The organism is Lentzea flava, from assembly GCF_014648475.1.
GTDB classification, from domain to species: domain Bacteria; phylum Actinomycetota; class Actinomycetes; order Mycobacteriales; family Pseudonocardiaceae; genus Lentzea; species Lentzea flava.
Genome location: NZ_BMRE01000044.1, coordinates 36,237 through 59,913, shown reverse-complemented (window position 1 = coordinate 59,913; position 23,677 = coordinate 36,237). Strand labels below are relative to the sequence as shown.

The 23,677-nt window shown below is 69.2% G+C and carries 23 protein-coding genes; 10 read left to right on the top strand and 13 right to left on the bottom strand.

Features of this window, described 5'->3' with window-relative positions:
• The first annotated feature begins 16 nt into the window (after positions 1-16).
• Positions 17-748 (top strand): arylamine N-acetyltransferase family protein, encoded by a 732-nt coding sequence (locus tag IEZ09_RS34925; protein ID WP_189258090.1) that lies wholly within the window; start codon positions 17-19, stop codon positions 746-748.
• On the opposite strand, the gene IEZ09_RS34920 is transcribed toward IEZ09_RS34925, so the two are convergent.
• Both IEZ09_RS34920 and IEZ09_RS34915 read right to left on the bottom strand, forming a co-directional pair.
• Entirely contained in the window at positions 703-2,415 is a 1,713-nt protein-coding gene (locus IEZ09_RS34920) for a glycoside hydrolase family 5 protein (RefSeq protein ID WP_189258089.1), read from the bottom strand. The two genes, IEZ09_RS34925 and IEZ09_RS34920, sit on opposite strands and share 46 nt — an antisense overlap.
• A complete protein-coding gene (locus IEZ09_RS34915) occupies positions 2,412-3,131 on the bottom strand; it encodes a DUF72 domain-containing protein (RefSeq protein WP_189258088.1) in 720 nt (239 codons plus the stop codon). Before IEZ09_RS34915 ends, IEZ09_RS34920 begins: the two co-directional genes overlap by 4 nt.
• Positions 3,132-3,203: 72 nt before the next feature.
• On the opposite strand from IEZ09_RS34915, the gene IEZ09_RS34910 reads away from it, so the two are divergent.
• Together IEZ09_RS34910 and IEZ09_RS34905 are read left to right on the top strand one after the other, a co-directional pair.
• Complete coding sequence (locus IEZ09_RS34910; RefSeq protein WP_189258087.1) at positions 3,204-3,488, top strand: type II toxin-antitoxin system Phd/YefM family antitoxin; 285 nt, start codon at positions 3,204-3,206, stop codon at positions 3,486-3,488.
• Positions 3,476-3,886 (top strand): type II toxin-antitoxin system VapC family toxin, encoded by a 411-nt coding sequence (locus tag IEZ09_RS34905; protein WP_189258086.1) that lies wholly within the window; start codon positions 3,476-3,478, stop codon positions 3,884-3,886. The genes IEZ09_RS34910 and IEZ09_RS34905 overlap by 13 nt, the downstream gene beginning before the upstream one ends.
• 90 nt (positions 3,887-3,976) lie before the next feature.
• Here the strand turns inward: IEZ09_RS34905 and IEZ09_RS34900 are convergent, their stop codons facing one another.
• Positions 3,977-4,489 carry an HAD domain-containing protein gene (locus IEZ09_RS34900; protein ID WP_189258085.1) on the bottom strand — a complete coding sequence of 171 codons (513 nt, stop codon included), beginning with the start codon at positions 4,487-4,489 and terminating at the stop codon, positions 3,977-3,979.
• 59 nt (positions 4,490-4,548) lie between these two features.
• Here IEZ09_RS34900 and IEZ09_RS34895 point away from each other — a divergent pair, with 59 nt between their 5' ends.
• The gene (locus IEZ09_RS34895; protein ID WP_189258084.1) at positions 4,549-4,869 is read left to right on the top strand and encodes a hypothetical protein; all 321 of its coding nucleotides are present in this window, start codon (positions 4,549-4,551) and stop codon (positions 4,867-4,869) included.
• A 111-nt stretch (positions 4,870-4,980) separates the two neighbouring features.
• Here IEZ09_RS34895 and IEZ09_RS34890 read toward each other — a convergent pair whose 3' ends face one another.
• The 4 genes from IEZ09_RS34890 to IEZ09_RS34875 form a co-directional block, all read right to left on the bottom strand.
• Positions 4,981-7,089, bottom strand: a complete 2,109-nt coding sequence (locus IEZ09_RS34890) for a 3-hydroxyacyl-CoA dehydrogenase NAD-binding domain-containing protein (RefSeq protein WP_189258083.1) — start codon at positions 7,087-7,089, stop codon at positions 4,981-4,983.
• Positions 7,086-8,303 carry a thiolase family protein gene (locus IEZ09_RS34885; protein ID WP_189258082.1) on the bottom strand — a complete coding sequence of 406 codons (1,218 nt, stop codon included), beginning with the start codon at positions 8,301-8,303 and terminating at the stop codon, positions 7,086-7,088. The genes IEZ09_RS34890 and IEZ09_RS34885 overlap by 4 nt, the downstream gene beginning before the upstream one ends.
• Positions 8,304-8,393: 90 nt before the next feature.
• Positions 8,394-8,843: an ABA4-like family protein gene (locus tag IEZ09_RS34880; RefSeq protein WP_189258081.1), complete on the bottom strand. Its 450-nt coding sequence runs from the start codon at positions 8,841-8,843 to the stop codon at positions 8,394-8,396.
• Positions 8,840-9,709 carry a hypothetical protein gene (locus IEZ09_RS34875; RefSeq protein ID WP_229813240.1) on the bottom strand — a complete coding sequence of 290 codons (870 nt, stop codon included), beginning with the start codon at positions 9,707-9,709 and terminating at the stop codon, positions 8,840-8,842. The genes IEZ09_RS34880 and IEZ09_RS34875 overlap by 4 nt, the downstream gene beginning before the upstream one ends.
• Before the next feature lie 96 nt (positions 9,710-9,805).
• Here IEZ09_RS34875 and IEZ09_RS34870 point away from each other — a divergent pair, with 96 nt between their 5' ends.
• Positions 9,806-10,444, top strand: a complete 639-nt coding sequence (locus IEZ09_RS34870; protein WP_189258079.1) for a MerR family transcriptional regulator — start codon at positions 9,806-9,808, stop codon at positions 10,442-10,444.
• 96 nt (positions 10,445-10,540) lie between these two features.
• Here the strand turns inward: IEZ09_RS34870 and IEZ09_RS34865 are convergent, their stop codons facing one another.
• Positions 10,541-11,059: a GNAT family N-acetyltransferase gene (locus IEZ09_RS34865; RefSeq protein WP_229813239.1), complete on the bottom strand. Its 519-nt coding sequence runs from the start codon at positions 11,057-11,059 to the stop codon at positions 10,541-10,543.
• A 115-nt stretch (positions 11,060-11,174) separates the two neighbouring features.
• Positions 11,175-12,110 (bottom strand): NAD-dependent epimerase/dehydratase family protein, encoded by a 936-nt coding sequence (locus IEZ09_RS34860; RefSeq protein ID WP_189258077.1) that lies wholly within the window; start codon positions 12,108-12,110, stop codon positions 11,175-11,177.
• Between the two features lie 109 nt (positions 12,111-12,219).
• On the opposite strand from IEZ09_RS34860, the gene IEZ09_RS34855 reads away from it, so the two are divergent.
• On the top strand, positions 12,220-13,182 hold the full coding sequence (locus IEZ09_RS34855) for a GlxA family transcriptional regulator (protein WP_189258076.1): 963 nt from the start codon (positions 12,220-12,222) through the stop codon (positions 13,180-13,182).
• Here IEZ09_RS34855 and IEZ09_RS34850 read toward each other — a convergent pair.
• Positions 13,130-14,380, bottom strand: a complete 1,251-nt coding sequence (locus tag IEZ09_RS34850; protein ID WP_189258075.1) for a ribonuclease D — start codon at positions 14,378-14,380, stop codon at positions 13,130-13,132. The two genes, IEZ09_RS34855 and IEZ09_RS34850, sit on opposite strands and share 53 nt — an antisense overlap.
• Positions 14,381-14,450: 70 nt before the next feature.
• Positions 14,451-15,167, bottom strand: coding sequence for a response regulator (locus IEZ09_RS34845; RefSeq protein WP_015099292.1), 717 nt, complete (start codon positions 15,165-15,167; stop codon positions 14,451-14,453).
• Positions 15,168-15,421: 254 nt separating this feature from the next.
• Between IEZ09_RS34845 and IEZ09_RS34840 the strand changes: the two genes are divergently transcribed.
• On the top strand, positions 15,422-16,567 hold the full coding sequence (locus IEZ09_RS34840; protein ID WP_189258074.1) for a dipeptidase: 1,146 nt from the start codon (positions 15,422-15,424) through the stop codon (positions 16,565-16,567).
• A 226-nt stretch (positions 16,568-16,793) separates the two neighbouring features.
• On the opposite strand, the gene IEZ09_RS34835 is transcribed toward IEZ09_RS34840, so the two are convergent.
• Complete coding sequence (locus IEZ09_RS34835; protein ID WP_229813237.1) at positions 16,794-17,339, bottom strand: DUF3000 domain-containing protein; 546 nt, start codon at positions 17,337-17,339, stop codon at positions 16,794-16,796.
• 92 nt (positions 17,340-17,431) lie between these two features.
• Between IEZ09_RS34835 and hemE the strand changes: the two genes are divergently transcribed.
• From hemE to hemQ, 3 genes are read left to right on the top strand one after another with little or no spacing between them, the layout of a single operon-like run.
• The gene (hemE, locus tag IEZ09_RS34830; RefSeq protein WP_189258072.1) at positions 17,432-18,469 is read left to right on the top strand and encodes a uroporphyrinogen decarboxylase; all 1,038 of its coding nucleotides are present in this window, start codon (positions 17,432-17,434) and stop codon (positions 18,467-18,469) included.
• Positions 18,469-19,896 (top strand): protoporphyrinogen oxidase, encoded by a 1,428-nt coding sequence (gene hemG, locus IEZ09_RS34825; RefSeq protein WP_189258071.1) that lies wholly within the window; start codon positions 18,469-18,471, stop codon positions 19,894-19,896. Before hemE ends, hemG begins: the two co-directional genes overlap by 1 nt.
• A gap of 23 nt (positions 19,897-19,919) precedes the next feature.
• The gene (hemQ, locus tag IEZ09_RS34820) at positions 19,920-20,612 is read left to right on the top strand and encodes a hydrogen peroxide-dependent heme synthase (protein WP_189258070.1); all 693 of its coding nucleotides are present in this window, start codon (positions 19,920-19,922) and stop codon (positions 20,610-20,612) included.
• Here the strand turns inward: hemQ and IEZ09_RS34815 are convergent.
• Positions 20,596-23,640 (bottom strand): S8 family serine peptidase, encoded by a 3,045-nt coding sequence (locus IEZ09_RS34815; RefSeq protein ID WP_189258069.1) that lies wholly within the window; start codon positions 23,638-23,640, stop codon positions 20,596-20,598. The two genes, hemQ and IEZ09_RS34815, sit on opposite strands and share 17 nt — an antisense overlap.
• Positions 23,641-23,677 lie beyond the last annotated feature (37 nt).

Below are 23,677 nucleotides of genomic sequence, written 5' to 3'. Positions count from 1 at the left end.
TGGTTATCGTGGCACGGTGGAGGCCTACCTACAGCGCATCGGTGCTTCGCGGGACTCGTCGTTGGCCGAGCTGCACGAACGGCACCTGCTGAGCGTCCCGTTCGAGAACCTCGACACCCACATGGACACCAGGATCGTGCTGGAGGTCCCGTGGCTGTACGACAAGATCGTCGTGCGGCGGCGGGGCGGGTTCTGCTACGAGCTCAACGGGTTGTTCGCCGAGTTGTTGCGGCACTTGGGACACAGCGTTCAGTTGCTGGCGGCGCGCGTGTTCGACGGCGAGGCGTTCGGGCCGCCGTTCGACCATCTGGCGCTGCTGGTCGACGACGCGTGGCTGGTGGACGTCGGGTTCGGGGCCTTCACGCTGCACCCGCTGTCGTGGGCGTCGCGGGAGGACCAGAAGGACCCGTTCGGCGTGTTCCGGCTGGCGGACGCCGGCGACGACGTGGACGTGCTGAGGAACGGTGAGCCCTGTTACCGGCTGGAACGGCGGCCGCGCGAGCTCGCCGAGTTCGTGCCGACGTGCTGGTGGCAGCAGACCGCGCCGGAATCGCATTTCCGGAAGGGGCCGATTGCGTCGCTGGCGTTGCCGGACGGGCGGATCACCGTGACGGGCGACAAGGTCCTGGTGACCGAAGGCGACCGCAAGACCTCAACCGACGTCGAGGATCCTGCGGCCGCTTTCCTGGAACACTTCGGAATTCACTTCCGGCAGAGCAACGCGTCCGGCGTCCTGCGCCAGTTGTAGGCGACGCCGGCGATGTGCTCGTCCTGCGCGCACTGGCCCTTGTAGTGCCCGTTGGCCCAGTCACCGCCCACGTCCGGCCGGTTGTCGCCCCGGTCGAACCACAGGACTCTGCTGGATGATCCTTGTGCGATCGGCGCGCAGACCAGCGTGAAGTTCGCGTAGCCGACGGCCGCGTTGCCGGGCGGGCACTGGAGTTTGGTGTAGCCGACTGCCCAGTCGTTGGTCACGTGCTGCTCATTGGTCACCCTGGTCGTGGTGCTCCACTGTGGACTGCTGACGCACAGCCCGCGGCCGCCGGTGTGGCTGATGCCGACGAGCTTTTCGTTCTGCGGACACGATTCCTTGAGCAACATGTTCCACCGGGTCTCGCGCGGGATCTGCCCGGAGCGTTGCGGGGCGTTGACGAGACGGTTCCAGGCCGACGCGCGCCAGTCGTCGCCGTCGTTGACGCCCATGCGGTTTCCGTTGGCGTCCCAGTGCAACAGCGCCCAGCCGTTGCCGCGGCGGTTGTCGTGGAAGCCGACCAACGGCCAGTACGCGAAGTCTGCGTCCGTCGCGATCAGATGGTTCACGAACCGCTCGAACCAGTCGCGTGCCTTGGGGTTGCTCTCCTCGCGGCCGCCGACACCGAACTCGCTGATCCACAACGGCGCGGTGAAGTGCTTCTGCGCCTCGGTGATGTAGAACGCCTGGCGCTGCAGGACATCCGTCAGCTCCTGCGGCGACAGGTCCTGGTAGCGCGGGTCGCTCGTCTCGCCGGTTCCCGTGGCGCCGCTGTGGTTCGGCCCGGTGTAGCCGTAGAAGTGAGCGGAGTAGACGAGCTTGCCGGGGTTCGCGAGCGTGTGGCTGAGGTACCTGACGGGCTCCAGCGTCGGCCGTCCGTGCGCGAAGCCGTCGACGGGGATGCCGGTCCAGTTGATGCCTTCCACGATGACCAGCAGATCGGGTGCCGTCTGCTGGATGCGGTCCGCGGCCTGCTGCGAGGCCTTGTGCCAGTCGTGGTCGTTGCCCCAGCCCCAGTTCGGGTCGTCCCAGATGTTGCGGCGCACCTCGTTGTAGAGGTCCGCGCCGACGACGCGTTTGTTGGCCTTGTAGCGGTCGGCCATGAACGCCCAGTCGTTGACCCACTGGTCCGTGCTCTGGCTGGTGTTCCACCGCTCGTTGCCGTCGACGCCGCAACACCACCGCGACGTGGTGGTGTGGTTGTTGAGGATGACGGCGAGGTTGTTGCTCGTCAGGCCGGCCACGACGGCGTCGTAGATCTCGAGCGGCCGCTTGCCGTTGAGCTGCGCGTCTCTCAGGCCGTTGACCGGGTTGGTGTCCTTGATCATCTGGTTGGAGAACGGCAACCGGACGCTGTTGACGCCGATCTCCTTGAACCCGCTGATGATCTCGGCCATCGTGGCGCGGTCCAGGCCGAGCGGGACCTGGTCGGCCTTCTCGCCGGCGTGGTGGTTGGCGGGGTCGTTGATGTCGCCGGAACCGTTCCAGGTGCCGCTCGCACCGTGCCAGTTGCCGGACTTCAGCTTGAAGCGGTCGCCGTTGGCATCGACGATCCACCGTCCGCGCGTGCTCAGCGGGCCGGTCCAGGACGCCGGTTCCGCCTGCGCGGGAGCTACGAGACTCGCGGCCAGGAGCAGGGTGGCCGAGACGCGAGTGAGTTTCACGTATGTGACGCTAGCGGCACGTCGAGGCGTTGCGCCAGCTTTTGGGCGTTGTCCGGCGCGGCACCTTTCATGGTGTTGTCGAAGTACACGAACGTGTCGCGGTCCCAGTCGCGGATCTTGCGTGCCCACCCGTCCAGCTGTTCGTCGTCGTAGGAGCTGATGTACAGCTCGTCGTGGCCGTGCAGGCGGATGTAGGCGAAGTCGGCGGTGACGGCCTCGATGCACGGGAACGTCGGCGCGTCGGACACGACGTGGGCGACGTTGTGCTGTTGCAGGAGGCTGAAGTAGGCGTCGGTGCGGAACGACTCGTGGCGCGGCTCGAAGGCGTGCCTGCCTGGCGGGAGCGCGGCGAGGAAGTCCTTCAGCACCGGCTCGTCGAAGCGCAGGGTGGACGGCAGCTGCCAGAGGATCGGGCCCTGCTTGGGGCCGAGTGCGAGGGATGACGTGAAGGTCTGCAGCGCGTCCTCGATGTGGCGCAGGCGTTTGTGGTGCGTGATCAGTCGTGAGCCCTTGACCGAGAAGAGGAAGCCGTCCGGGGTCTCGGCGGCCCACTTCCGGTAGTTCGAGGGTGGCTGGAGGCGGTAGAACGAGCCGTTGATCTCGATCGTGCCGACGTGCCTGGCCAGGTGGCCCAGCCAGCGCCGTTGCGGGATGCCGCGGTAGAAGCCGTCGCGCCACTCCGGGTAGCGCCAGCCCGACGTGCCGATCCTGATCACGCGCTCCGGGTATCCGGCTCGTGCTGTAGCTACTCTGTAGCACTTTTGTTGGGTTTGGGCTACAGTTGAGCTATGCAGCTCAAAGCCATCGGACAGCGTGAGCTCCGCAACGACAACGCGGAGATCATGCGACGGGTCGAGGCGGGTGAGAGCTTCGTCGTCACCCGCAACAACAAGCCGGTCGCCCAACTCCTGCCGTACCGGGAGGAAGTCGTGTCCCGGCCACCGCTCGGTGACGTCCAGGTGCTGTTCGGAACTCTGCCGCCGGTCGACCTCGACCGCTGGGAGGCCGACCGGAAGGCGGCCGACCAGGTCTTCGGTGAGGACGACCCGCTGGAAGACCCGTGGCAGACCTGAGCCGCTGCCTGCTCGACACCTGTGTCCTGATCAGGCTCGAGCGGGCGAATCTGGGCCCCTACGTCAACGCGCAGCCGTTCCTCAGCGCGATCACGATCGCCGAACTGGCGTTCGGGCTGGACACCGACGACCCGGTCGAGCGCTTCGCTCGCACCGAGCGGTACTACGCGGCGCTGCAGACGTTCGAGGTGCTCCCGTTCGGTGTCGAGGAGGCCAAGGTCTACGGACAGATGGCCTCGCTGGTGCGGCGGGCCGGCCGCAGCCCCCGCCCGCGGCGGATGGACCTGCAGATCGCGGCCACGGCGGCGGTCGCCAAGCTGCCGGTGCTGACGATGAACGTCAAGGACTTCAAGGACGTCGAGCGGCTCGTGGAGGTCGTGCCGATCCGTCAGGCCTGACGAACCAATATATCGGTCTCTGACCTGCACCTTAGCAACGACTCTTTGGACTTCGTCCGCAAACGTCTCATTGCAAGGGCAGCCGATATATCAGTGCCAGGATGCGGTGAGGAACGACCGGACCCGCTCCAAGTGATCAATACCGATGCCCCGGCGCGGGTCGACCGGCACCAGCAGCGTGCCCGGCCGGGCAGCCGCCCACTCCGGGTCACGTGGCTGGAACTCGTCGTCGAGCCACGCGATCGGCCGCGTGCCCGCCCACTCGGTGATCGCGGGAACCTTGCCGTGGTGGCCGTCGCGGTGGTCGGCCCCACCGCCGCCGAAGTCGATCCACTCGAGCTCCGGCAGCCCGAGGCGCGGCCCGATGTACTTGTTCGCCTCGTGCTCCCACGTCGTCGCCCACACCAGGTCCGCGTCCGTCGCGGCGGCGAGCGACAGCAGCCACGGTCCGTGGGACGGGTCCAGCCACACGCGCAACGGCCTGACGAAACCCGCGGGCCGGATGCGGTGCGTGGTGTAGCCGGGCGGGCGTCGGGTCGGCTTCGCGAGGTACGGGTTCAGCGGGCCGTCGACGTCGAGCAGGATCGCGGGCCGGGCCATCATGACCTGATCGAAACATCCGGACTGCTAATGATCCCGCGAATTTTCCCGATACGGGACACATGACTCTCACGGAGATCGCGGCCTGGTGCACGGCAGACCACGTGCGGGCCGCGCTCGAACGTCAGCTCGAAGGCGCGCTGGTGGAGGTCCCCGAGGACGACGACTCACCGCGCCGGGCGTTCAGCGAAGCGTTGCGGCGGTCGCTCATGCTGCGCCAGAAGCACCCGTTCGACGTCGTGGCCCTCGGGCTGCCCGACCTGCTGCGCTACCGGGATCTGGTGGCCGGGTCCGAGGTGACGCTGCGGGCGACGAACATCGAGGCCTACTTCATCCGGCAGGACGGCAGCGCGGAGCAGTACCAGCCCGAAACCGAGGACTGATACTCGAGGCGGAGACGAGGCGCCGGACCAGCTGACGTACCAGGCGTAGTGCCGGCGACGCGAAGAAGCCCGGCTCCGTCGAGGAGGAGCCGGGCTTCGTCTGCGAGCGAACTACGCGGGAACGGACGCCACGCCCGGCGCCAGGAACCGCTTGCCTGTCACCTTCTCGGAGATGCCGGTGCGGTCCAGGTACGGCGTGATGCCACCCAGCCAGAACGGCCACCCGGCGCCCAGGATCATGCACAGGTCGATGTCCTGCGCCTCCGCGACCACGCCCTCGTCGAGCATGATCCGGATCTCCTCGGCCAGGGCCTCCAGCGCGCGGGTCTTGACCTCTTCGCCCGTCAGCGGGGAGTCACCGAACTCCCACAGCTCCAGGACCTCGGGGTCGACCGTCTGGTTGCCGGACGCGTCCCACTGCCAGACGGCGCCCTTGCCCGCGGCGACGAACTTCTTCATGTTCTCCGACACCGAGAAGCGGTCCGGGAACGCGTTGTGCATCGTCTCCGACACGTGCAGCGCGACGGCGGAACCGACCAGCTGCAGCAGGATCATCGGCGACATCGGCAGGCCGAGGGGCTCGGTGGCCTTGTCCGCGACCTCGAAGGGGGTGCCCTCGTCGACCGACTTGATGACCTCGCCCATGAAGCGGGTCAGCAGGCGGTTCACGACGAACGCGGGCGCGTCCTTCACCAGCACCGAGGACTTCTTCAGCTGCTTGCCGACCGCGAACGCCGTGGCGAGCGTGGCGTCGTCGGTCTGCTCGGCGCGCACGATCTCCAGCAGCGGCATGACCGCGACCGGGTTGAAGAAGTGGAAGCCCACGACCCGCTCGGGGTGCTTGAGCTTCGACGCCATGTCCGTGATGGACAGCGACGAGGTGTTCGTGGCGAGGATGGCCTCGGGGGAGACGTGCTCCTCGACCTCGGCGAACACCTGCTGCTTCACGGCGAGGTCCTCGAACACGGCCTCGATCACGAAGTCGGCGTCGGCGAACGCGGCCTTGTCCAGCGAGCCGGACACGAGAGCCTTGAGACGGTTCGCCTCGTCCGGCGAGATGCGGGACTTGCCGAGCAGCTTGTCGATCTCGCTGTGGACGTAGCCGACGCCCTTGTCCACGCGCGCCTGGTCGATGTCGGTCAGCACGACCGGCACGTGCAGGCGGCGGATGAACAGCAGCGCCATCTGCGAGGCCATCAGACCGGCGCCGACGACGCCGACCTTGGTGACCTTGCGCGCCAGCGACTTGTCCGGCGCGCCGGCCGGACGCTTCGCGCGCTTCTGCACCAGGTTGAACGAGTACAGCCCGGCACGCAGCTCGTCGCTCATGACGAGGTCCGCGAGGCCCTCGGTCTCGGCGGCGTAGCCCTTCTCCAGGTCGTTCTCGCGCGCCAGCTCCAGCAGCTCCAGGGCCTTCTGCGCACCCGGCGCCGCGCCCTTGGTCTTGCCGTGCACGATCGCCTTGGCCCGCGCGACGGCGGCGTCCCACGCCTCGCCGCGGTCGATCTCCTTGCGCGGCACGGTGATCTCGCCGCGCACGACACCGGACAGCCACAGCAGCGACTGCTCCAGGTAGTCGGCGGAGTCGAACAGCACGTCCGCGATGCCCAGCTTCAGCGCCTCGGCGGGCTTGAGCATCTTGTTCTGGTTCAACGCGTTCTCGAAGATCACCGTCACGGCGTCGTTGGCGCCGATCAGGTTCGGCAGCAGCTGCGTGCCGCCCCAGCCCGGGAACAGGCCCAGGAACACCTCGGGCAGCGCGATCGCGGCCGCGTTCGACGCCAGCGTGCGGTAGTGGCACGACAGCGCGAGCTCGAGACCGCCACCCATGACGGCGCCGTTGACGAAGGCGAAGGTCGGGATGTCCGAGTCGGTGAACTTCTTGAAGACCTCGTGGCCCAGCCGGCCGATCGTCAGGCCCTGCGAGCGGTCCGTCGCCTTCTCGACGGCGGACAGGTCCGCGCCGACGGCGAAGATGAACGGCTTGCCGGTCACCGCGATCGCCGCGGGCTTCGCCGCGTAGGCCTCGTCGAAGGCCGCACCGAGCGACACCAGCGACTGCGGGCCGAACGTCGACGGGCGGGTGTGGTCCAGGCCGTTGTCGATCGTGATGAACGCGACCGGCTTGTCGAGGCCCGGCACGTCGATCAGACGCGTCTTGGCGTGGGTGACGACCTCGTCGGGGAAGATCGCCTTTGCTTCCTCAGCGGTGATGGTCACTTGTCGCCACTCCAGTTCGGGTTCTCCCAGATAACGGTGCCGCCCATGCCGATGCCGATGCACATGGTGGTGAGGCCGTAGCGGACGTCCGGCCGCTCGGCGAACTGACGCGACAGCTGCGTCATCAGGCGCACGCCCGACGAGGCGAGCGGGTGGCCCGTGGCGATCGCGCCGCCCCACTGGTTCACGCGCGGGTCGTCGTCGGCGATCTTGAAGTGGTCGAGGAACGCCAGCACCTGCACGGCGAACGCCTCGTTGATCTCGAACAGGCCGATGTCCTCGATGGACAGACCCGCGCGCTGCAACGCCTTCTCGGTGGCGGGCACCGGGCCGACGCCCATGACGGACGGGTCGACACCGAGGAACGAGTAGCCGACCATGCGCATGCCGATCGGCAGACCCAGCTCGCGCGCCGTGTCCTCGTCGGCCAGGATGCAGCCGGTCGCGCCGTCGTTCAGGCCGGCCGCGTTGCCCGCGGTGACCCGGCCGTGCGGGCGGAACGGCGTCTTGAGCTTCGCCAGGTCCTCGACCGTGGTGCCGGGACGCGGCGGCTCGTCGGCGGTGGCGAGGCCCCAGCCGTGCTCCGCGGAACGGGTCGCGACCGGCACCAGCTCGGGGCCGATCTTGCCCGCGGCGAGCGCGGCGGCGTACTTGGCCTGCGAGGCCGCGGCGTACGCGTCGGCGCGCTCCTTGGTGATCTCCGGGAACCTGTCGTGCAGGTTCTCCGCGGTCTGGCCCATGACCAGTGCGCTCGGGTCGACGATCTTGTCCGACAGGAAGCGCGGGTTCGGGTCGACGCCCTCGCCCATCGGGTGGCGGCCCATGTGCTCGACGCCACCGGCGATCACGACGTCGTACGCGCCGAACGCGATGCCGCTCGCCGCCGTGGTGACGGCGGTCATCGCGCCCGCGCACATGCGGTCGATGGCGTAACCGGGCACCGACTTCGGCAGGCCCGCGAGCAGTGCGGCGGTTCGGCCGATCGTCAGGCCCTGGTCACCGGTCTGCGTGGTCGCGGCGATGGCGACCTCGTCGACGCGCTCCGGCGGCAGCTCGGGGTGCCTGCGCAGCAGCTCACGGATGACCTTCACGACGAGGTCGTCGGCACGGGTCTCGGCGAAAATCCCCTTGGGGCCGGCCTTGCCGAACGGCGTCCGGACACCGTCGACGAAGACCACGTTCCGAACGCGTGCCGGCGCTGCTGGTGCGGCCACGGCGTCTCCTCCACTTGTGGTGACAACTCTGTCCACTCCGGCGGGGTGCGCGACATCCCTACCGGTCGGTAACGCCAACTCTAGCCCTAGTTACTGGCGGGTAACCACAGTGGCACCCCTGTTCTCTGTGTCACACACCTTGCGGACGATCAGGAACAGCGGCAACCCGACCGGGGCCAGCAGGATCGTGATCACCAGAACGGGTGCCATGACCAGCGGGTGGACGTTCAGGCGGCGCCCCTCGAGGTACATCCAGCGCCCGACGAACAGGTCCCACGCGATCATGTGCGCCCACACCAGCGCCGCGCCGGTGTCCGTGCTCATGAACTCGGCGAGCGCGGGCAGTTCCGGCCGCGTGACCAGCGGCAGCAGTTCCGGCAGCACGGGGATCATCAGCACCACGTAGATCGCGACCACGGGCAGGATGATCAGGTACGACTCGACGATCCTCTTCGTCCACGACCACCTCGGCACGAAGATCATGAGCGCCCAGAACGGCGCGGCCAGCAGGAACGTCAGGGAGAACAGGACGGCGGTCATGCGAGCGCGTACTCCTTCTTGATGTCGTTCTTGGTCTGCCGTGCCCACATCACGCCCAGCCCGGTCGCGACGGCGATGGCGGCGGCAACGATCAGAGTGAGCGCGTCGGGCTTGATGAGAGCCTGTCCGCGCAGCGCCTGCCACGTGACGAGCAGGGTGATGCCGAGGTAGCCGCCGCTGAGCACCCACGCGAGGCGCGCGTTCGCCCACCGGCCGGCGAAGAAGATCAGCAGCGGCAGGATCTGCACCGCGTGCATGCCGACGAAGTGCCCGATGCGCAGGTCGCCGTGGACGGTGCTCCAGCCGGTGAGCGGCATGTACGCGCCACCGTCCGGCCCGCCGATCGAGTGGCTGCCGACCACGCCCTTCGCGGGCGACTGGCCGGCGTGCGGCTGCGTCATGAGGAAGCCGACGCTCATGCCGACGAGCGAGATGAGCAGGCTGAGCCGGATCGCCCACTTCTTGGCGGCGTCGTCGAACTTCTTGCGGAACAGCACCACCGCGATGACGAAGCTCGTGCCGAACAGGACCATCGCCAGCACGCCCATGGCTCCGAACAACGCCGTGTCCAGCGGCGTCTCGAAGTTGAAGTGGCTGCGCTTCCCGCGGACGACCTGCCCGACGATGATCGCCATCTCGGCGACGCCGGCCAGTGCGAACACGGTGCCGAACCACCACGCGATCTTGTGCAGGCGCCCCTCGAGCAGGCTGGTGAACCACGCCAGCGAGGCGCTGTAGAGCGTGAACGACACGGCGAACTTGAACGGCTTGAACCAGATCGGCGAGTCGAGCAGCACCCGGTCGTCCAGCAGCATGCCGAGCGCGGCGATCGGGGTGAGCACGACCATCGACAGCGTGAAGAGCATTAACGGCCGGTGCCAGTGGTACGCGGTCTTCAACATCTGAACCCCCTGCAGAATGGATAGCGGCGCTTACCGCTGTCGGTAAGGTACACTATCCATATGCGTGTTGGCGAGCTTTCGAAGAGATCCGGCGTCCCAGTGCCGACGATCAAGTACTACCTGCGCGAGGGACTGCTGCCCGCCGGCGTGCTGACCAGCCCGAACCAGGCGCACTACGACGACGAGCACCTCCGCCGGCTCCGGCTGGTGCGCGCCCTCGTGGACGTCGGCGGCCTCTCCATCGCGGCGGTGCGCGAGGTCCTCGCCGCCATCGACACCCGCGACGACTCGCTGCACAACAAGCTCGGCGCCGTGCAGGAGGCCATCAGCCAGCCCGGCTCAGGTGAGCTCGACCCGCTCGCCGTCAAGGACGTCCAGGCGTTCTTCGAACGGCAGGGCGAGCGCGACTGCGTCGACGTCACCGAAAGCAACGTGACCCACATGCTCGCCGCCGCGCTGTCGGCCGCGCGCTCGGTGGGCCACGACCACTTCCACGACCTGCTCGACCCCTACCTGGAGGGGCTGAAGATCATCGCGCGGGCCGACGTCGAGTACATCGCGCGGCGCGGCTCGTCCGATGACGTCATCGAGGGGATGGTCGTCGGCACGCTCATCGGCGACGCCGTCATCAAGGCTGTGCGACGTCTCGCGCACGCCCAGGTGTCTCGCGATGTGATCGGCAACGGCTCCGACGACTGACCCGCGTGGAACTGATATATCGCGCGACATATCAGTTCCGCGGTGCCTGCTACCTGCGCCTTAGCAACGACTCTTTGGACTTCGTCCGCAAAACACTCATTGCAAGGGGCGCTGCCAGCGGACCTCGCCGTCGTGTCGTTCGTCGGTGGCGGTGAGTCCCGCGGAGGCGGCCACAGCGGCGGACGCGTGGTGGTCGGGATGGATGTGGGCGACCACGGTGTGCACCGGCTGGGTGCTGAGCCAGTCGACGAGCGCCCTCGCTGCTTCGCGCGCGATGCCGCGGCCCTGCCACGGCGTGCCGACGACCCAGGCGATCTCGGCGGTGTGGCCGGTGATCGTCGCCTGGACGGTGCCGGCGAGGCGGTTTTCGGCACGCACGAAGATCACCCAGTTGAGCCAGCGTTCGGCCGGGTCGGGGGAGCCCGCGGCCAGGCGCCGGTATCGGGCGAGGAGTTCTTCCGGGGAGAGCGGGGTGCCGCCGATGAAGGCGTGCAGTGCCGGGTCGGCCAGCACCTCGGCCATCTCGGCGGCGTGCTCGACCCGGAGCGGGAGCAGGTCCAGCCGGGCGGTGCTGATGGCCGGCGCCGGGCGGGTGTCCGTGCTGTCGTCCGTCACGCGGCCGATCATCGTCCAACCCGCCCCTTTGCAACGGCTCTTTTGCGGACGAAGTCCAAAGAGTCGTTGCTAAAGGGGCAGGTCAGATGGGGTGTGGGAACTGATATATCGGTGCTCAGGCGGTTGTCAGGGCGCGTGGCGGGGTGTTTGCCCGGTGCAGGGTTGCGGTGAGGACGTCGTCCAGCGGTGTCGCCGTCAGGCCGAACGCCGACTCGATGCGGGACGCGTCCACGATGAACGGGCGGTGCGACATGTGGTGCGTCTCCCAGAGCTCGTCCCACAGCGGGGCGGTGGCGCCGAGCAGGGTCAGTTCTCGGTCGGTCATCTCCATGAGCCGTGGTGTCGGTGCTTCCGCCAGCTCGGCGAGCCTCGTAGCCATGGCGCGGACGGAGGAGGTGACGACAGGGGCGTGCCAGGCCTGGCCGAGGGCGCGGTCGTCGTGGGCGACGGTGGTCAGGGCGCGCGCGGCGTCGTCGATCGAGGTGAACGAGTGCGGGGTGTCCAGGGCGGCGGGGACGAGCGCCGGTAGCCCGGCCAGGACCTTGGGCACGACCATCGCGTTGAAGATCGAGAAGGCGTCGGGGCCGATGAACTGACCGGCGCGCACTTCGGCGGCACGGACGCGGCCCGCGTCGTGGGCGGCCTTGGCCTCGAGCCACATGCGGGCGCGCACCTCGCCCTTCGGGCCGGTCGCGGCCAGTGGGTGGTCCTCGGTGAGCGGGCCGTCGACGGGGCCGTAGCCGTACAGGTTTCCGAGCATCACGTAGGTGGCGCCTACGCGTTCGGCGGCGGACAGGATCGCGCCGAACAGAGGCGGCACGGTCTGCGGCCACGTGTGATACGCGGGCATGGCGGCGTTGATGATCGTGGTGGCGCCGGTTGCGACCTCGGTCAGGGCGGTGGCGTCGCCGGCGTCGAGGGCGATCCTGGTGATCTGGGGGTGTTCGGGGCCGCCGCCGGTGCGGCTGACCATCCTCACCTGGTCGCCGGACTCTGCGAGCAGCAGCGCTGCGGCTGTGGCCGTGGCACCACGGCCGATGATCACGTGCATGATCCTCTTTTCGGGAACATCGGGTTCTGCGGATTTGCTTGATCCACTGTGGTGCGCGCTGTCGATTCGCGGCACCGGCCCGCTTGCCGAGTTCCCGGAGGTTCTGGCCATGCACCGTGTCGTTTTCGTCGTGGTTGCGCCGGTGTTCTCGTTCGACCTCGCCATCGCGCGGATGGTCCTCGACGCCGCCGACGGGTACGAGATCACGACGTGCACCGCCGAGCCCGGACGCGTCGAGGCTGTCGGAGGTCCGGACGTCGTCGTCGACCACGATCTTGCCGCCGTGCGGGACGCCGACACGTGCATCGTGATCGGCGGTGGTGGCCGCGACACCGACCCGAGGGTGCTGGATGCCGTTCGGACGGCGGCCGAGGCGGGGGCGCGCATGGCCGCGATCTGCACCGGTGCCTTCGTGCTCGCGCAGGCAGGGGTGCTCGACGGGCGTCGCGCGACCACGCACTGGGGGCTGACCGACGAGCTCGCACGTCGTCATCCCGGCGTGACGGTCGTGCCCGACGTGCTCTACGTCGCGGACGGTCCCGTGCTCACGTCGGCCGGTGCGGCGGCCTGCATCGAGCTGTGCCTGCACCTGGTTCGCACCGACCTCGGCGCCGCGAAGGCGGCCGAGGTCGGGCGACTCGCCGTCGTGGCCGCACCGCGGCCGGGAGACCAGGCCCAGGTGGTCGACACACCGGTGCCGGCCACCGAGGACACCTCGCTCGCCGCGACCCGTGAGTGGGCGCTGCGCCGGCTCGACGAGCCGCTCACGCTCGCCGACCTCGCCGCGCACGCCCGCGTGAGCGTCCGGACCCTGACTCGGCGGTTCCACGCCGAGACGGGGCTGAGCCCGCTCCGCTGGCTGTTGCACCGGCGTGTCGACCGCGCCCGTCAGCTGCTGGAGACCAGCACGTTGCCGATGGACCTGGTCGCCCACCACAGCGGACTGGGCAGCGCCGACTCGTTGCGGCAGCACCTCGTCCGCCGGACGGGACTCACCCCGACCGCCTACCGCCGGTCGTTCAGGACGACGGAGCAGTGGCGGTCAGTGCCTTCGCCAGCGCTTCGAGGGTGAGCTCGATCTGCCACGACCGGGCCCCGCCCTCGCGCAGCACGGTGGCCACGGATTCGGGGGAGAGGTCGGCCGGCGGCTGCCAGCAGGTGCGGCGCACCAGGTCGGGCAGCAGGAGGTTCTCCACCGGGAGGGTGTTGGCCTCGGCGATGGCCGTCAGTGCCGCGCGGGCGGCGGCCAGGCGGGCTGCTGCGTCCGGGTCCTTGTCCGCCCAGCGGTTGGGCGGGGGTGGGCCGTCGTGCTGGCCCGCGGGCTCGGGGAGCTCGGACTTGGGCAGGGCCGCTGCCTTGCGCAGGGCGTTCATCCAGACGCCGGACATGCGGCGCTGGGCTCGGCCGCGGAAGACCGGTAGCGCGAGCAGCTCGGCTTCCGAAGCTGGGTTGCGGGCGGCCGCCTCCATCAGGGCGGAGTCCGGGAGGACTCGGCCGGGGGCGATGTCGCGTTCGCGGGCCACGGCGTCGCGGGCTTCCCAGAGCGCGCGGACGAGGGCCAGTTGACGCTGGTTGCGCACGCGGTGGATACCCGACGTGCGCCGCCAGGGGTCGGTACGGGGGCGCGGCAACGGCGCCGTCCGTACCGCCTCGAACTCCTCGAGCGCCCAGGCGAGTTTGCCCTGGCGCTCCAGCTCGGCCTCGAGAACGTCGCGGAGCTGAACGAGCAGCTCCACGTCCAGAGCGGCGTACGTCAGCCAGTCGGCAGGAAGGGGGCGGCGCGACCAGTCGGCCGCGCCGTGCCCCTTCTCCAGCCGATAGCCGAGCAGTCGCTCGACCAGCGTGCCCAATGCCACGCGTTCGAACCCAGCCAGCCTGCCCGCCAGCTCGGTGTCGAACAGCGCGCCGGGTCGCAGCCCGAGTTCGGCGAGGCACGGCAGGTCCTGAGACGCCGCGTGCAACACCCACTCAGTGCCGTCCAGCGCCTGCACCAGCGGGTCGAGCCGTCCGCCCAAGGCGATCGGGTCGACCAACCAGGTGCCGGCGCCCTCCCGGCGCAGTTGCACCAGATAGGCACGCTGTGAGTAGCGGTAGCCCGAGGCTCGCTCGGTGTCCACCGCGACCGGGCCCTTCGCCCCGGCGAGCGCGTCAGCGGCTCGCCGGAGCGCAGCAGGATCGGCGACCACGGGCGGGACCCCATCAGCAGGTTCCGTCAGCGGTACCGGATCTGGTCCGGTCGGTGCGGTTGGCTCGTCGGCGGGAACATCCACAGCGGATGACCCTACGACGATCGCACCACTCACAGGTGTTCTCGGCCGGTTCAGTGCTTCAAACCGGTATCTAGCGGATCACGCCGGCACGCATGGCCAGCGCGACCATCTGAGCGCGATCCCCGGTGCCCAGCTTCCGGCCGATCCGCGACAGGTGAGACTTCACCGTCAACGCGGACAGGCTCAGAGCCTCGCCGATTTCCTTGTTGCTCTGGCCATCGGCGACCAGCTGGAGCACCTCGACCTCACGCGCGGAGAGTTCCCGCGGCGTGTTGTCGGTGCCCGGCACCCGAGTACCCGCTGCGAGTACTGGTGCCACGCTCGGATCTGCGTAAACGCCGCCATCGAGAACCCGGCGCACCCCGTCGGTGACCACCATCGGCGAGGCGGACTTCAGGAGGTACGCCTGAGCGCCCGCCTGGAAGGCCGACCTGACCGCGTAGGGGTCGTCGGAGGATGCGAGGACCACGATGCGGGGCCAGCCCTGGGCACGGAGTTCCGTGACCAGGTCGATGCCGGTGCCATCCGGCAGGCCCAGATCGAGGATCGCGAGGTCGCACGGTCCGGTAGCGAGTGCCCGCGCCCGAGCCTCCGCCACCGATGCGGCCTCATGCACTGTCCCGGCCCCCATCTGGGTGAGCCGAGCTGATATCGCCTCCCTCAGCAGTGGGTGGTCGTCGACCACCAGCACTGAAAAAAGCTCCTCCCGCGGGTGCGGGACCATGTTCGCCGGCAACGAGCCGGCTGGCGTGGTACGAACGGCCTGACCTAAGCCGACGGCAGCCACGTCACTACCTCCCTGGAGTCGGTCGTGCCCCCCGACCGGCACCGGGACTTTCGCCCAATCAGCCGCGCCACTGATCGACCGAAAGTGGTGTCGTCTGGGGCAGCGTAGCCGCCCAAGCGGGTCTACGGGACGATCAATCGGGTATCTATCCCTATTGAGTTGTGACAGATGGCCTCAGTTGTCACACGATTGGCTGACAACTGGATAGGGGGAGTAACGCGAGATGCCCTCATGACGACATCTAGGAGTTGGTTGTGTCGAGCCTGACCGGTCCCGAGCGAGCGCGGGCGTTGCTGCAGCGTGTGCCCCTCGTCGACGGCCACAACGACCTCCCGTGGGCGCTCCGGGAGTTCGGTGACGGAACGGGTGAGGACGTCTACACGACCGCTGCGAAGATCGATCTCACGGAACGTCATCCCAGCTTGCACACGGACATCGTGAAAATGCGCGAGGGCGGCCTCGGCATGCAGTTCTGGTCCGTCTGGATTCCCGGAAGGCTCGCCGGCGACGGAGCCGTGACGGCCGTCCTGGAGCAGGTCGAACTGGTCTACGAGCTGGCCGAGCGGTACTCCGCCGACCTGGGGATCGCCACCACGGCCGACGAGGCCGAAAAAGTCTTCGCGTCCGGGCGTGTCGCGTCCCTCCTGGGGGCCGAGGGCGGACATTCCATCAACTCTTCACTCGGAGTTCTGCGCGCCCTGCGCCGACTGGGCGTCCGCTACATGACGCTGACCCACAACGACAACACTCCGTGGGCCGACAGTGCCACTGACCAGCCGGAACACGGCGGCCTGACCGAGTTCGGCCGCGAGGTCGTGCGCGAGATGAACCGCATCGGCATGCTCGTCGACCTCTCGCACGTGGCGCCGAGCACGATGCACGCCGCGCTCGAGACCAGCGTCAAGCCCGTCATCTTCAGCCACTCGTCGTGCCGCCACGTCGCCGACCACCCGCGCAACATTCCGGACGACGTCCTGGTCAAGCTGAAGGACAACGGCGGTGTGGCCATGATCACATTCGTTCCGAGCTTCGTGGCGCCCCGGTTCGCTGAATGGGACGCAGCCCTTCGTGACGCCATGACGGCCGCCGGCGCGAACCACGCCGACATGGCCGAGCGCAAGACGTTCGCCGAGAAGTGGATGGTCGACAACCCGGCGCCGACCGCCACACTCGACGACGTCGTCGCGCACGTCGAGCACGCCCGTGAGGTCGTCGGCATCGACCACATCGGCCTCGGCGGCGACTACGACGGCGTGACGGCCCTCCCCGAGGGGCTCGAGGACGTCTCGACCTACCCGAACCTCATCGGGGCATTGCTCGACAAGGGCTGGTCCGAGGACGACTGCACCAAGCTCGCGGGCTCGAACATCCTGCGCGTCCTGCGCGACGCCGACAGCTGACGGGCCTCTGCCAACCGATATATCAGTTCCCGTGACGGGTTCTGGTCGTCGCTGACCTGCGCCTTAGCAATGAGTCTTTGGACTTCGTCCGCAAAAGCCTCATTGCTAGGGGCGGGGCGGGCTGTGCAACAGGAGTTTTGACTTCGTCCGCAAAAGAGTCGTTGCAAAGGGGTGGGCGGCGGCGGGCGGTGGGCCGAGCGGGCTGATATATCGGTTGGTCAGGAGCTCAGGAGCGCTGGCCGAACATGGTGACGCCGACCGGGGGGAGGCCCACGGCGGTGGCCATCAGTTCGTAGAAGGCGGTGCCGTGTTCGGCCAGCTCGCCGTCGAGGGCCGTCCAGGAGGCACGCAGTTCGAGGTCGTCGGTGCGGGCCGGGCCGGCGATGTCGCCGAAGCGGGCCGAGGACGTCTGCGTGACGGTGCCGCCGAGGGCGGTGAAGCGGGCGCCGGACTGTTCGAGGGCCTCGGTCAGCCAGGACCAGCCGACCTCGGGCAGCAGGGGGTCGGAGGCGAGTTCGTGGTCCAGTTCGACGCGGACGTAGGCGACCACGCGCAGGACGCCGCCCCACGCCTCGTCGCCGTCCGGATCGTGCAGGAGCACGAGGCGTCCGGTCGACAGTTCGTCCGACGGGCCGGTGACCTCAGCCGTCAGCGCGTACGCCCACGGCGCGAGCCGCTGCGGGGGGCGAACCTCGGTGAGTTCGATCTCGGGCCTGTGGCGAACCGACTTGAGCGTCCCCACCGCCCGGCGGAAGATTTCCGGCTCGGTCACACAACTGACTGTATGCCTCGGAAACCGACCGAGTGACGGCGGCACGCCGGGGCGTGGGACCATGAAGGCAAAGAAAGAGAGATGACTGCACAGTGTCTGATCTTTTGGCACCCCTTCTGGTCGCCGCGCGTGGCGGCACCCCGGCGCACACCCCCGTCTGGTTCATGCGGCAGGCAGGCCGGTCGTTGCCCGAGTACCGGGCGCTTCGTCAGGGCACCGCGATGCTCGACGCGTGCATGGATCCCGAGATGGTCTGCGAGATCACCATGCAACCCGTCCGGCGGCACGGCGTCGACGGCGCGATCCTCTTCTCCGACATCGTGGTGCCGCTCAAGGCCGCCGGTGTCGACCTCGACATCGTCGCGGGCACCGGGCCGGTGGTGGCGAACCCGGTCAGGACGCTCGAGGACGTCGAGAAGCTTCCCGAGCTGCGCGCCGAGCAGGTTCAGCCGGTCGCGGACGCCATCGGGTTGCTGCTCAAGGAGCTGCCGCAGCAGGTCGCGCTGATCGGGTTCGCGGGAGCGCCGTTCACGCTGGCGAGCTACCTCGTCGAGGGTGGGCCGAGCAAGAACCACGAGCTCACCAAGGCGCTCATGCACGGCAACCCCGAGCTGTGGCACGCGTTGCTGGCCAAGATCGCGGACATCACCGCGGCCTTCCTGCACGCGCAGCTCGACGCCGGGGTGCAGGCGGTGCAGCTGTTCGACTCGTGGGCGGGGGCGCTGTCCGAGCGCGACTACCGCGAGTTCGTGCTGCCGCACTCGAAGCGGGTGCTGGAGACGATCAGCACCGTGCCGCGCATCCACTTCGGCGTCGGCACCGGTGAGCTGCTGCCCGCGATGCGCGAGGCCGGGGCGGACGTCGTCGGCGTCGACTGGCGGATTCCGCTCGACGTCGCCGTGGAACGACTCCGCAAGGCCGCTCCGGAGCTGTCCAAGCCGGTCGTGCAGGGCAACCTCGACCCGGCGCTGTTCTTCGCGGGGTTCGAGGCCGTCGAACGCGAGGTGCGGCGCATCCACGCGGAGGGCAAGGCGGCCGCCGGCCACATCTTCAACCTCGGCCACGGCGTCCTGCCCGACACCGATCCGGAGATCATCACCCGGACCGTCGAACTGATCCACAGCTTGTAATGCACGACAGAACGCCGCACGTCGCAGTCGTCGGGGGAGGTATCTCCGGGCTGGCCGCCGCACACCGGTTGCGCATGCTGCTCGGGCCCGACGCGAAGATCACCGTGATCGAGCAGTCCGATCGGCTCGGCGGGAAGCTGCGGACCACCGAGCTGGCCGGCGTGCGGTTCGACGTGGGCGCCGAGGCGTTCCTGCACCGCAAGCCGGAGGCCCAGGAGCTGATCAACGAGGTCGGGCTCGCGGACGACGTCGTGCACCCGACCGGCGTCAAGGCGTCGGTGCACGCCGCGGGGCGCACGCATCAGCTGCCCGCGCACACGTTCATGGGCGTCCCGGCGAGCGTGGAGACGGTGCGGCACATGCTGTCGTCCGAGGGCGCGCTGCGGGTCGAGATGGAACCGACGCTGCCGCCGATCGAGCTCAGGGGCGGTGACGTCGCCGTCGGCGCGCTGATGAAGGACAGGTTCGGCCCCGAGGTGGCCGATCGTCTCGTCAGCCCGCTGCTGGGCGGTGTCTACGCGGGCCGCGCGGACGAGCTCGGCCTGCGCGCCACGATGCCGCAGATCGCGACCCTGCTGGACAAGGGCGTCGGTTCGCTGCTCGCGGCCGCCGCGATGATGATGCCCGCGCCGCCGCAGCCGAGGGCCGCGCGTCCGCCGGTGTTCGCGTCGCTGCGCAACGGCGTCCAGTCGCTCGTCGACAAACTGGCCGAGGTGGCGAAGCCGGAGATCAGGCTCGGCCTGCCGGTGCGCGTGCTGTCCTGGCAGGGCGACGGCTGGCGGCTCGAGATCGGGTCGGCCGCGACGCCCGAGTACCTGGAGTGCGACGGCGTCGTGCTCGCGGTCCCCGCCCCGTCGGCGCGCAAGCTGCTGTCCGAGATCGCGCCGCAGGTGTCCGCCGCGTACGGCAAGGTCGAGGTCGCCTCGATGGCCGTCGTCGCGCTGGCGCTGCCGCCGGGCACCGAGCTGCCGGAACGCTCCGGCACCCTGATCGCGGAGGGGGAGCGGTACAGCGACCGCATCACCCCGTTCACCGCCAAGGCGTTCACGTTCTCCAGCCGCAAGTGGTCGCACCTGAGCGATCCGGTGATCCTCCGCGGTTCGGTCGGGCGGCACGGCGAGACGGCGTTGCTGCAGCGCAGTGACGCGGACCTCGTGAAGGCCGTGCGCAACGACCTGTACGAGCTGACCGGGATCAAGGCCGAGCCCATCGACTACGTGGTGCAGCGCTGGGGTGGTGGCCTGCCGCAGTACGGCGTCGGGCACGTCGACCTCGTCGAGACCATCGAGAAGGGCATCGGCGACGTCCCCGGCCTCGCCGTGGCGGGCGCCACGCTGCACGGAGTGGGCGTGCCCGCGTGCATCGCCACCGCCGACGCGGCCGCCGCCCGTGTCGCAGCACACCTGCTGGGCCGCGTTCGCCGCTGAGTCAAGTCTGGGAAGATGGAGCCATGGCGCGCCTGAACTACAACGAACTCAACGACACCATCCGCTACACGATGTGGTCGGTGTTCCGGGTCGAACCCGGCAAGCTGCCGGAGGACCGTTCGGCCGCTGCCAGCGAGACCCAGAACTACCTGGACGCGTTGGAGGGCAAGGGCGTCACCGTCCGCGGTGTCTACGACGTGGCCGGTCTGCGCGCGGACGCCGACTTCATGATCTGGTGGCACGCCGAGGAGATCGAGCAGGTGCAGGCCGCCTACACGGGCTTCCGCCGCACCCCGCTCGGGAAGGTCTCCACGCCGGTCTGGTCGCAGGTCGCCCTGCACCGGCCCGCGGAGTTCAACCGCAGCCACATCCCCGCGTTCCTCGCGAACGAGGAGCCGCGCAAGTACGTCTGCGTCTACCCGTTCGTGCGCTCCTACGAGTGGTACCTGCTGCCGGAGGAGGACCGCCGCAAGATGCTGGCGGACCACGGCAAGGAAGCCCGCGACTTCCCGGACGTGCGCGCGAACACCGTCGCCTCGTTCGCCCTGGGCGACTACGAGTGGATGCTCGCGTTCGAGGCCGACGAGCTGCACCGCATCGTCGACCTGATGCGGCACCTGCGCGGCACCGAGGCGCGGCTGCACGTGCGTGAGGAGATCCCCTTCTACACGGGCACCCGCGTCCCGGCCGCCGAGCTGGTTACGAACCTGCCGTAACCCGGTACGCGCGGATGATCGTCACCTCGAAGGAGTTGCCCTTCGAGTCCGTCGCCGCCGCGCGCAACGAGGCGTACTTCGCGTCCGCCGGGTGGTAGATCAACGCGCTCGCGCCGCTGATCCCCGCCCGGCGCCAGGACGCGCCGTCGTCGAACGAGTACTCGACCCGCAGGTCGCGCAGCTCACCGGTGTCACCCTGCGACTGCGTGAGCAAACCCAGGCGTTGCAACGTTCCCGCGGGCAGCGCGCCGTTCGCGTCGAGCTTCGGTTCGAACCGCACGACCGACAACGGCAGCGCGGTCTCGCGAGCCGTCGCGGCCGAGCGGAACGTCCACACCGCCGAGACCCGCGTGCTCAGCTCGAACTTCGTGCCGCGTTCGAACGACCTCTCGACCCGGAAGGTCGCGTCCCGCGCGGGCAGGTCGGTGAACGTCGGGTTGGTGAAGAAGGTGCTTTCGCCCGCCAGCACGTCGTCGACGTACAGCGCCGTCCGCAACTCGTCCGTGGTGGTGACGCCGGCACCGTGGTTCCCGTCGCTGAGCAACGGCATGGCCAGCACCACGCTCGTACCGGTCCTCCGTCCGGTCGCGTGCTCCGGCAGGCCCGGCCCGAACACCGGACGCACCTCGCTCTCGCGGTAGGACCGGCCGGCCTGGTAGCTCCGCGACGGCGACAGGTTCGACGTGGCACTCACATTCGAGTGGATCACCGCCGCGGTCGACTCCCAGCGCACGTTCTCGGTCGTGACGAGGTCGACCGCCGGCTGCCCGTGCGGCACCTCGAAGGCCGTGGTCTCACCGCGCACGCCGAGCGACGTGCGTGCCGTCTCGCCCTTCAACGCCAGGCTGTCCGGCCGGACGGACCCGATCGTCGTCTCGACCCTGGCGAACTCCTCCTCGCGCGACTCGCGGACGAACCCGGTCGGAAAGCCCGGCACCTGGTGGGCCACCCGGTAGAACGTCCCAGGGGTCGCCGTCGTGGCGTCGAGCGAGACGAGCGAGGAGAACTCCCGCTCCGGCACCGGTGAGCCCAGCTGCTTGGTCCTCACGAGTGCCCTGCCGTCACGCACCGAGATGCTGCCTCTGGCCGGGACACCGTCGAACGTGCGCTGGTAGGCGACCACCGCCGTCGAGCTCGTGCCCAGCCCTGGGGCCGTCAGCGAGACCGGCTGGGTTTCCCGCACGTCGATCGCGACGGTTTCGTCGCGTGTCAGCCGCACGCCGGGGTGGACGAGCTGACCGGTGACGGTCCGTCCGGCGGGATCGACCCGGTCGATCTTCGAGTCGATCAGGTAGGTGCCCTTCGGCAGCCGCAGGACGTGGTCGCGCGTGGCGTCCAGCAGAACCGAGTGAGGCACGTCGAGCCCGGTGACGATGGTCAGCCCGGAGGCCGGGTTCTGCCCGTCGTACCCGGTGTGGTCCAGCCGCAGCGTGTAGCTCTCCGGCTCGCGGTCGAGACCGATCAGCGTGCGGACCCGCTGGTCGCCCGACGTCGCGACGACCTCACCGGTGACCACACCGTCCGCCGAGGCGGCGCGGGGATCGCCGGTCACCCGCACGGTCGCGGTGCCCTTCGCGGGCACGATGAGACTGTTGGTGCTCAACGAGAACACGCGCGCGGCCGAGTCGAGCGTCAGGTCGAGCGTGATGTCCGCGTCGGCCGTGTTGGTGTAGGTGATCTGCTTCGTGGTGGGCGTGTCGTCCTCACGCGGCCACACGTGGGTGCCGAGGTCGAGGGTCGCGGCGTCGGCGACGACCCGCTGCGTGATCGCCTTCGCCACGTCGATCCGCCCGGCGCCCTGCTGGAACGGGGTGAGGCCGGTGGTGGGCTTGGCGGTGGCGGCGAGGGCCGCCTTGAGCTGGCTCGCGGTCCACTCCGGATGTTGCTGCTTGAGCAATGCCGCCGCGCCCGTCACGTGCGGGGTGGCCATCGACGTCCCGCTCATCGCGATGTGGTCGTAGGAACCGGCCTTGGCGGCGACGATGTCGACTCCGGGTGCGGTCACCTCGGGCTTGACTGAGCCACGCGCGCCTGTTTTCGGGCCCTGGCTGGAGAACGGCGCGAGCTGGTCCTCGCGGTCGACGGCACCGACGGTCAGCGCGGCCTCGGCACTGCCGGGCGAGTTGATCGTGCCCGGCCTGCCGTCGTTGCCCGCGGCGACGACGAACAGCGTGCCGTACTCCGCGGTCAGCGTGTTGATCTCCTGCTCGACCGGGTCGATCTCGGGCCCGTCGGGGCCGCCTAGGCTCACGTTGACGATCTGGGCGCCCTGCTCGACGGCCCAGCGCAGGCCGCTGATGATCGCTGAGTCGGGGCAGCCGGACGACTGGCAGACCTTGGCGTCGAGGATCCGCGCACCGGGCGCGACACCGCCGTAGGTGGCGTGCCCGCTGACGATGGTCGCGGCAACGTGCGTGCCGTGCGCGTTGTTGGCCATGTCCGGTTCGGACGTGAAGTTGCGGCTGGCGATCTCCCGGCCCCACAGGTCGGGACCCCAGTGGTCGACGCCGGTGTCGACGACGGCGATCTTGACACCCTTGCCGGTGAGGCCGGCGGCGTGCGCGGCCGGTGCGCCGATCTGCTTGACGCTGCGGTCCAGCGACGGTTGCCGGAGGCCGTCGAGCCACACCTTGTCGGCGCTGTTCTTCAGCGAAGACCAGTCGCCGGCCGCCAGGCGGGGTGAGCCGCCGACGAGCAACGGTGTCCGGTCGCGATAACCGAACTCCTGCAACGAGGTGACGTCGAAGAGGCGTTGGTCGAGCCGGTTCGCGGCGAGCGGTGCCGCGGCGTCGCTCGGGATGACGAGCGTGTGGCCGTCGGGCCTGCGGTGGGTGCGGAACGTGATGCCGGTGCGGCCTTCGCCCGGCTTGATCGCGGTGACGGTGCCGTCGGGACCGAGCGAGACCTGGTCGCCGGTGACGAGCGTGATCTCATTGGCTGTCGCATGTGGACTGTCAGCGGCCGAGGCGACGGCGGGAACGGTGGTCAAGGCGAGCGCGACTACCGCGCTCAGTGCTCTGATGCGCATGTTTTACCCCCAGGACACAGCAAGTTAGCGTCCTGTT

Coding starts and splice junctions, on each gene's coding strand:
- IEZ09_RS34910 (WP_189258087.1), top strand. CDS start 3,204: ATGCAGCTCAAAGCCATCGGACAGCGTGAGCTCCGCAACGACAACGCG.
- IEZ09_RS34900 (WP_189258085.1), bottom strand. CDS start 4,489: ATGATGGCCCGGCCCGCGATCCTGCTCGACGTCGACGGCCCGCTGAAC.
- IEZ09_RS34895 (WP_189258084.1), top strand. CDS start 4,549: ATGACTCTCACGGAGATCGCGGCCTGGTGCACGGCAGACCACGTGCGG.
- IEZ09_RS34880 (WP_189258081.1), bottom strand. CDS start 8,843: ATGACCGCCGTCCTGTTCTCCCTGACGTTCCTGCTGGCCGCGCCGTTC.
- IEZ09_RS34875 (WP_229813240.1), bottom strand. CDS start 9,709: ATGCTCTTCACGCTGTCGATGGTCGTGCTCACCCCGATCGCCGCGCTC.
- IEZ09_RS34870 (WP_189258079.1), top strand. CDS start 9,806: ATGCGTGTTGGCGAGCTTTCGAAGAGATCCGGCGTCCCAGTGCCGACG.
- IEZ09_RS34860 (WP_189258077.1), bottom strand. CDS start 12,110: ATGCACGTGATCATCGGCCGTGGTGCCACGGCCACAGCCGCAGCGCTG.
- IEZ09_RS34855 (WP_189258076.1), top strand. CDS start 12,220: ATGCACCGTGTCGTTTTCGTCGTGGTTGCGCCGGTGTTCTCGTTCGAC.
- hemG (WP_189258071.1), top strand. CDS start 18,469: ATGCACGACAGAACGCCGCACGTCGCAGTCGTCGGGGGAGGTATCTCC.
- hemQ (WP_189258070.1), top strand. CDS start 19,920: ATGGCGCGCCTGAACTACAACGAACTCAACGACACCATCCGCTACACG.
- IEZ09_RS34815 (WP_189258069.1), bottom strand. CDS start 23,640: ATGCGCATCAGAGCACTGAGCGCGGTAGTCGCGCTCGCCTTGACCACC.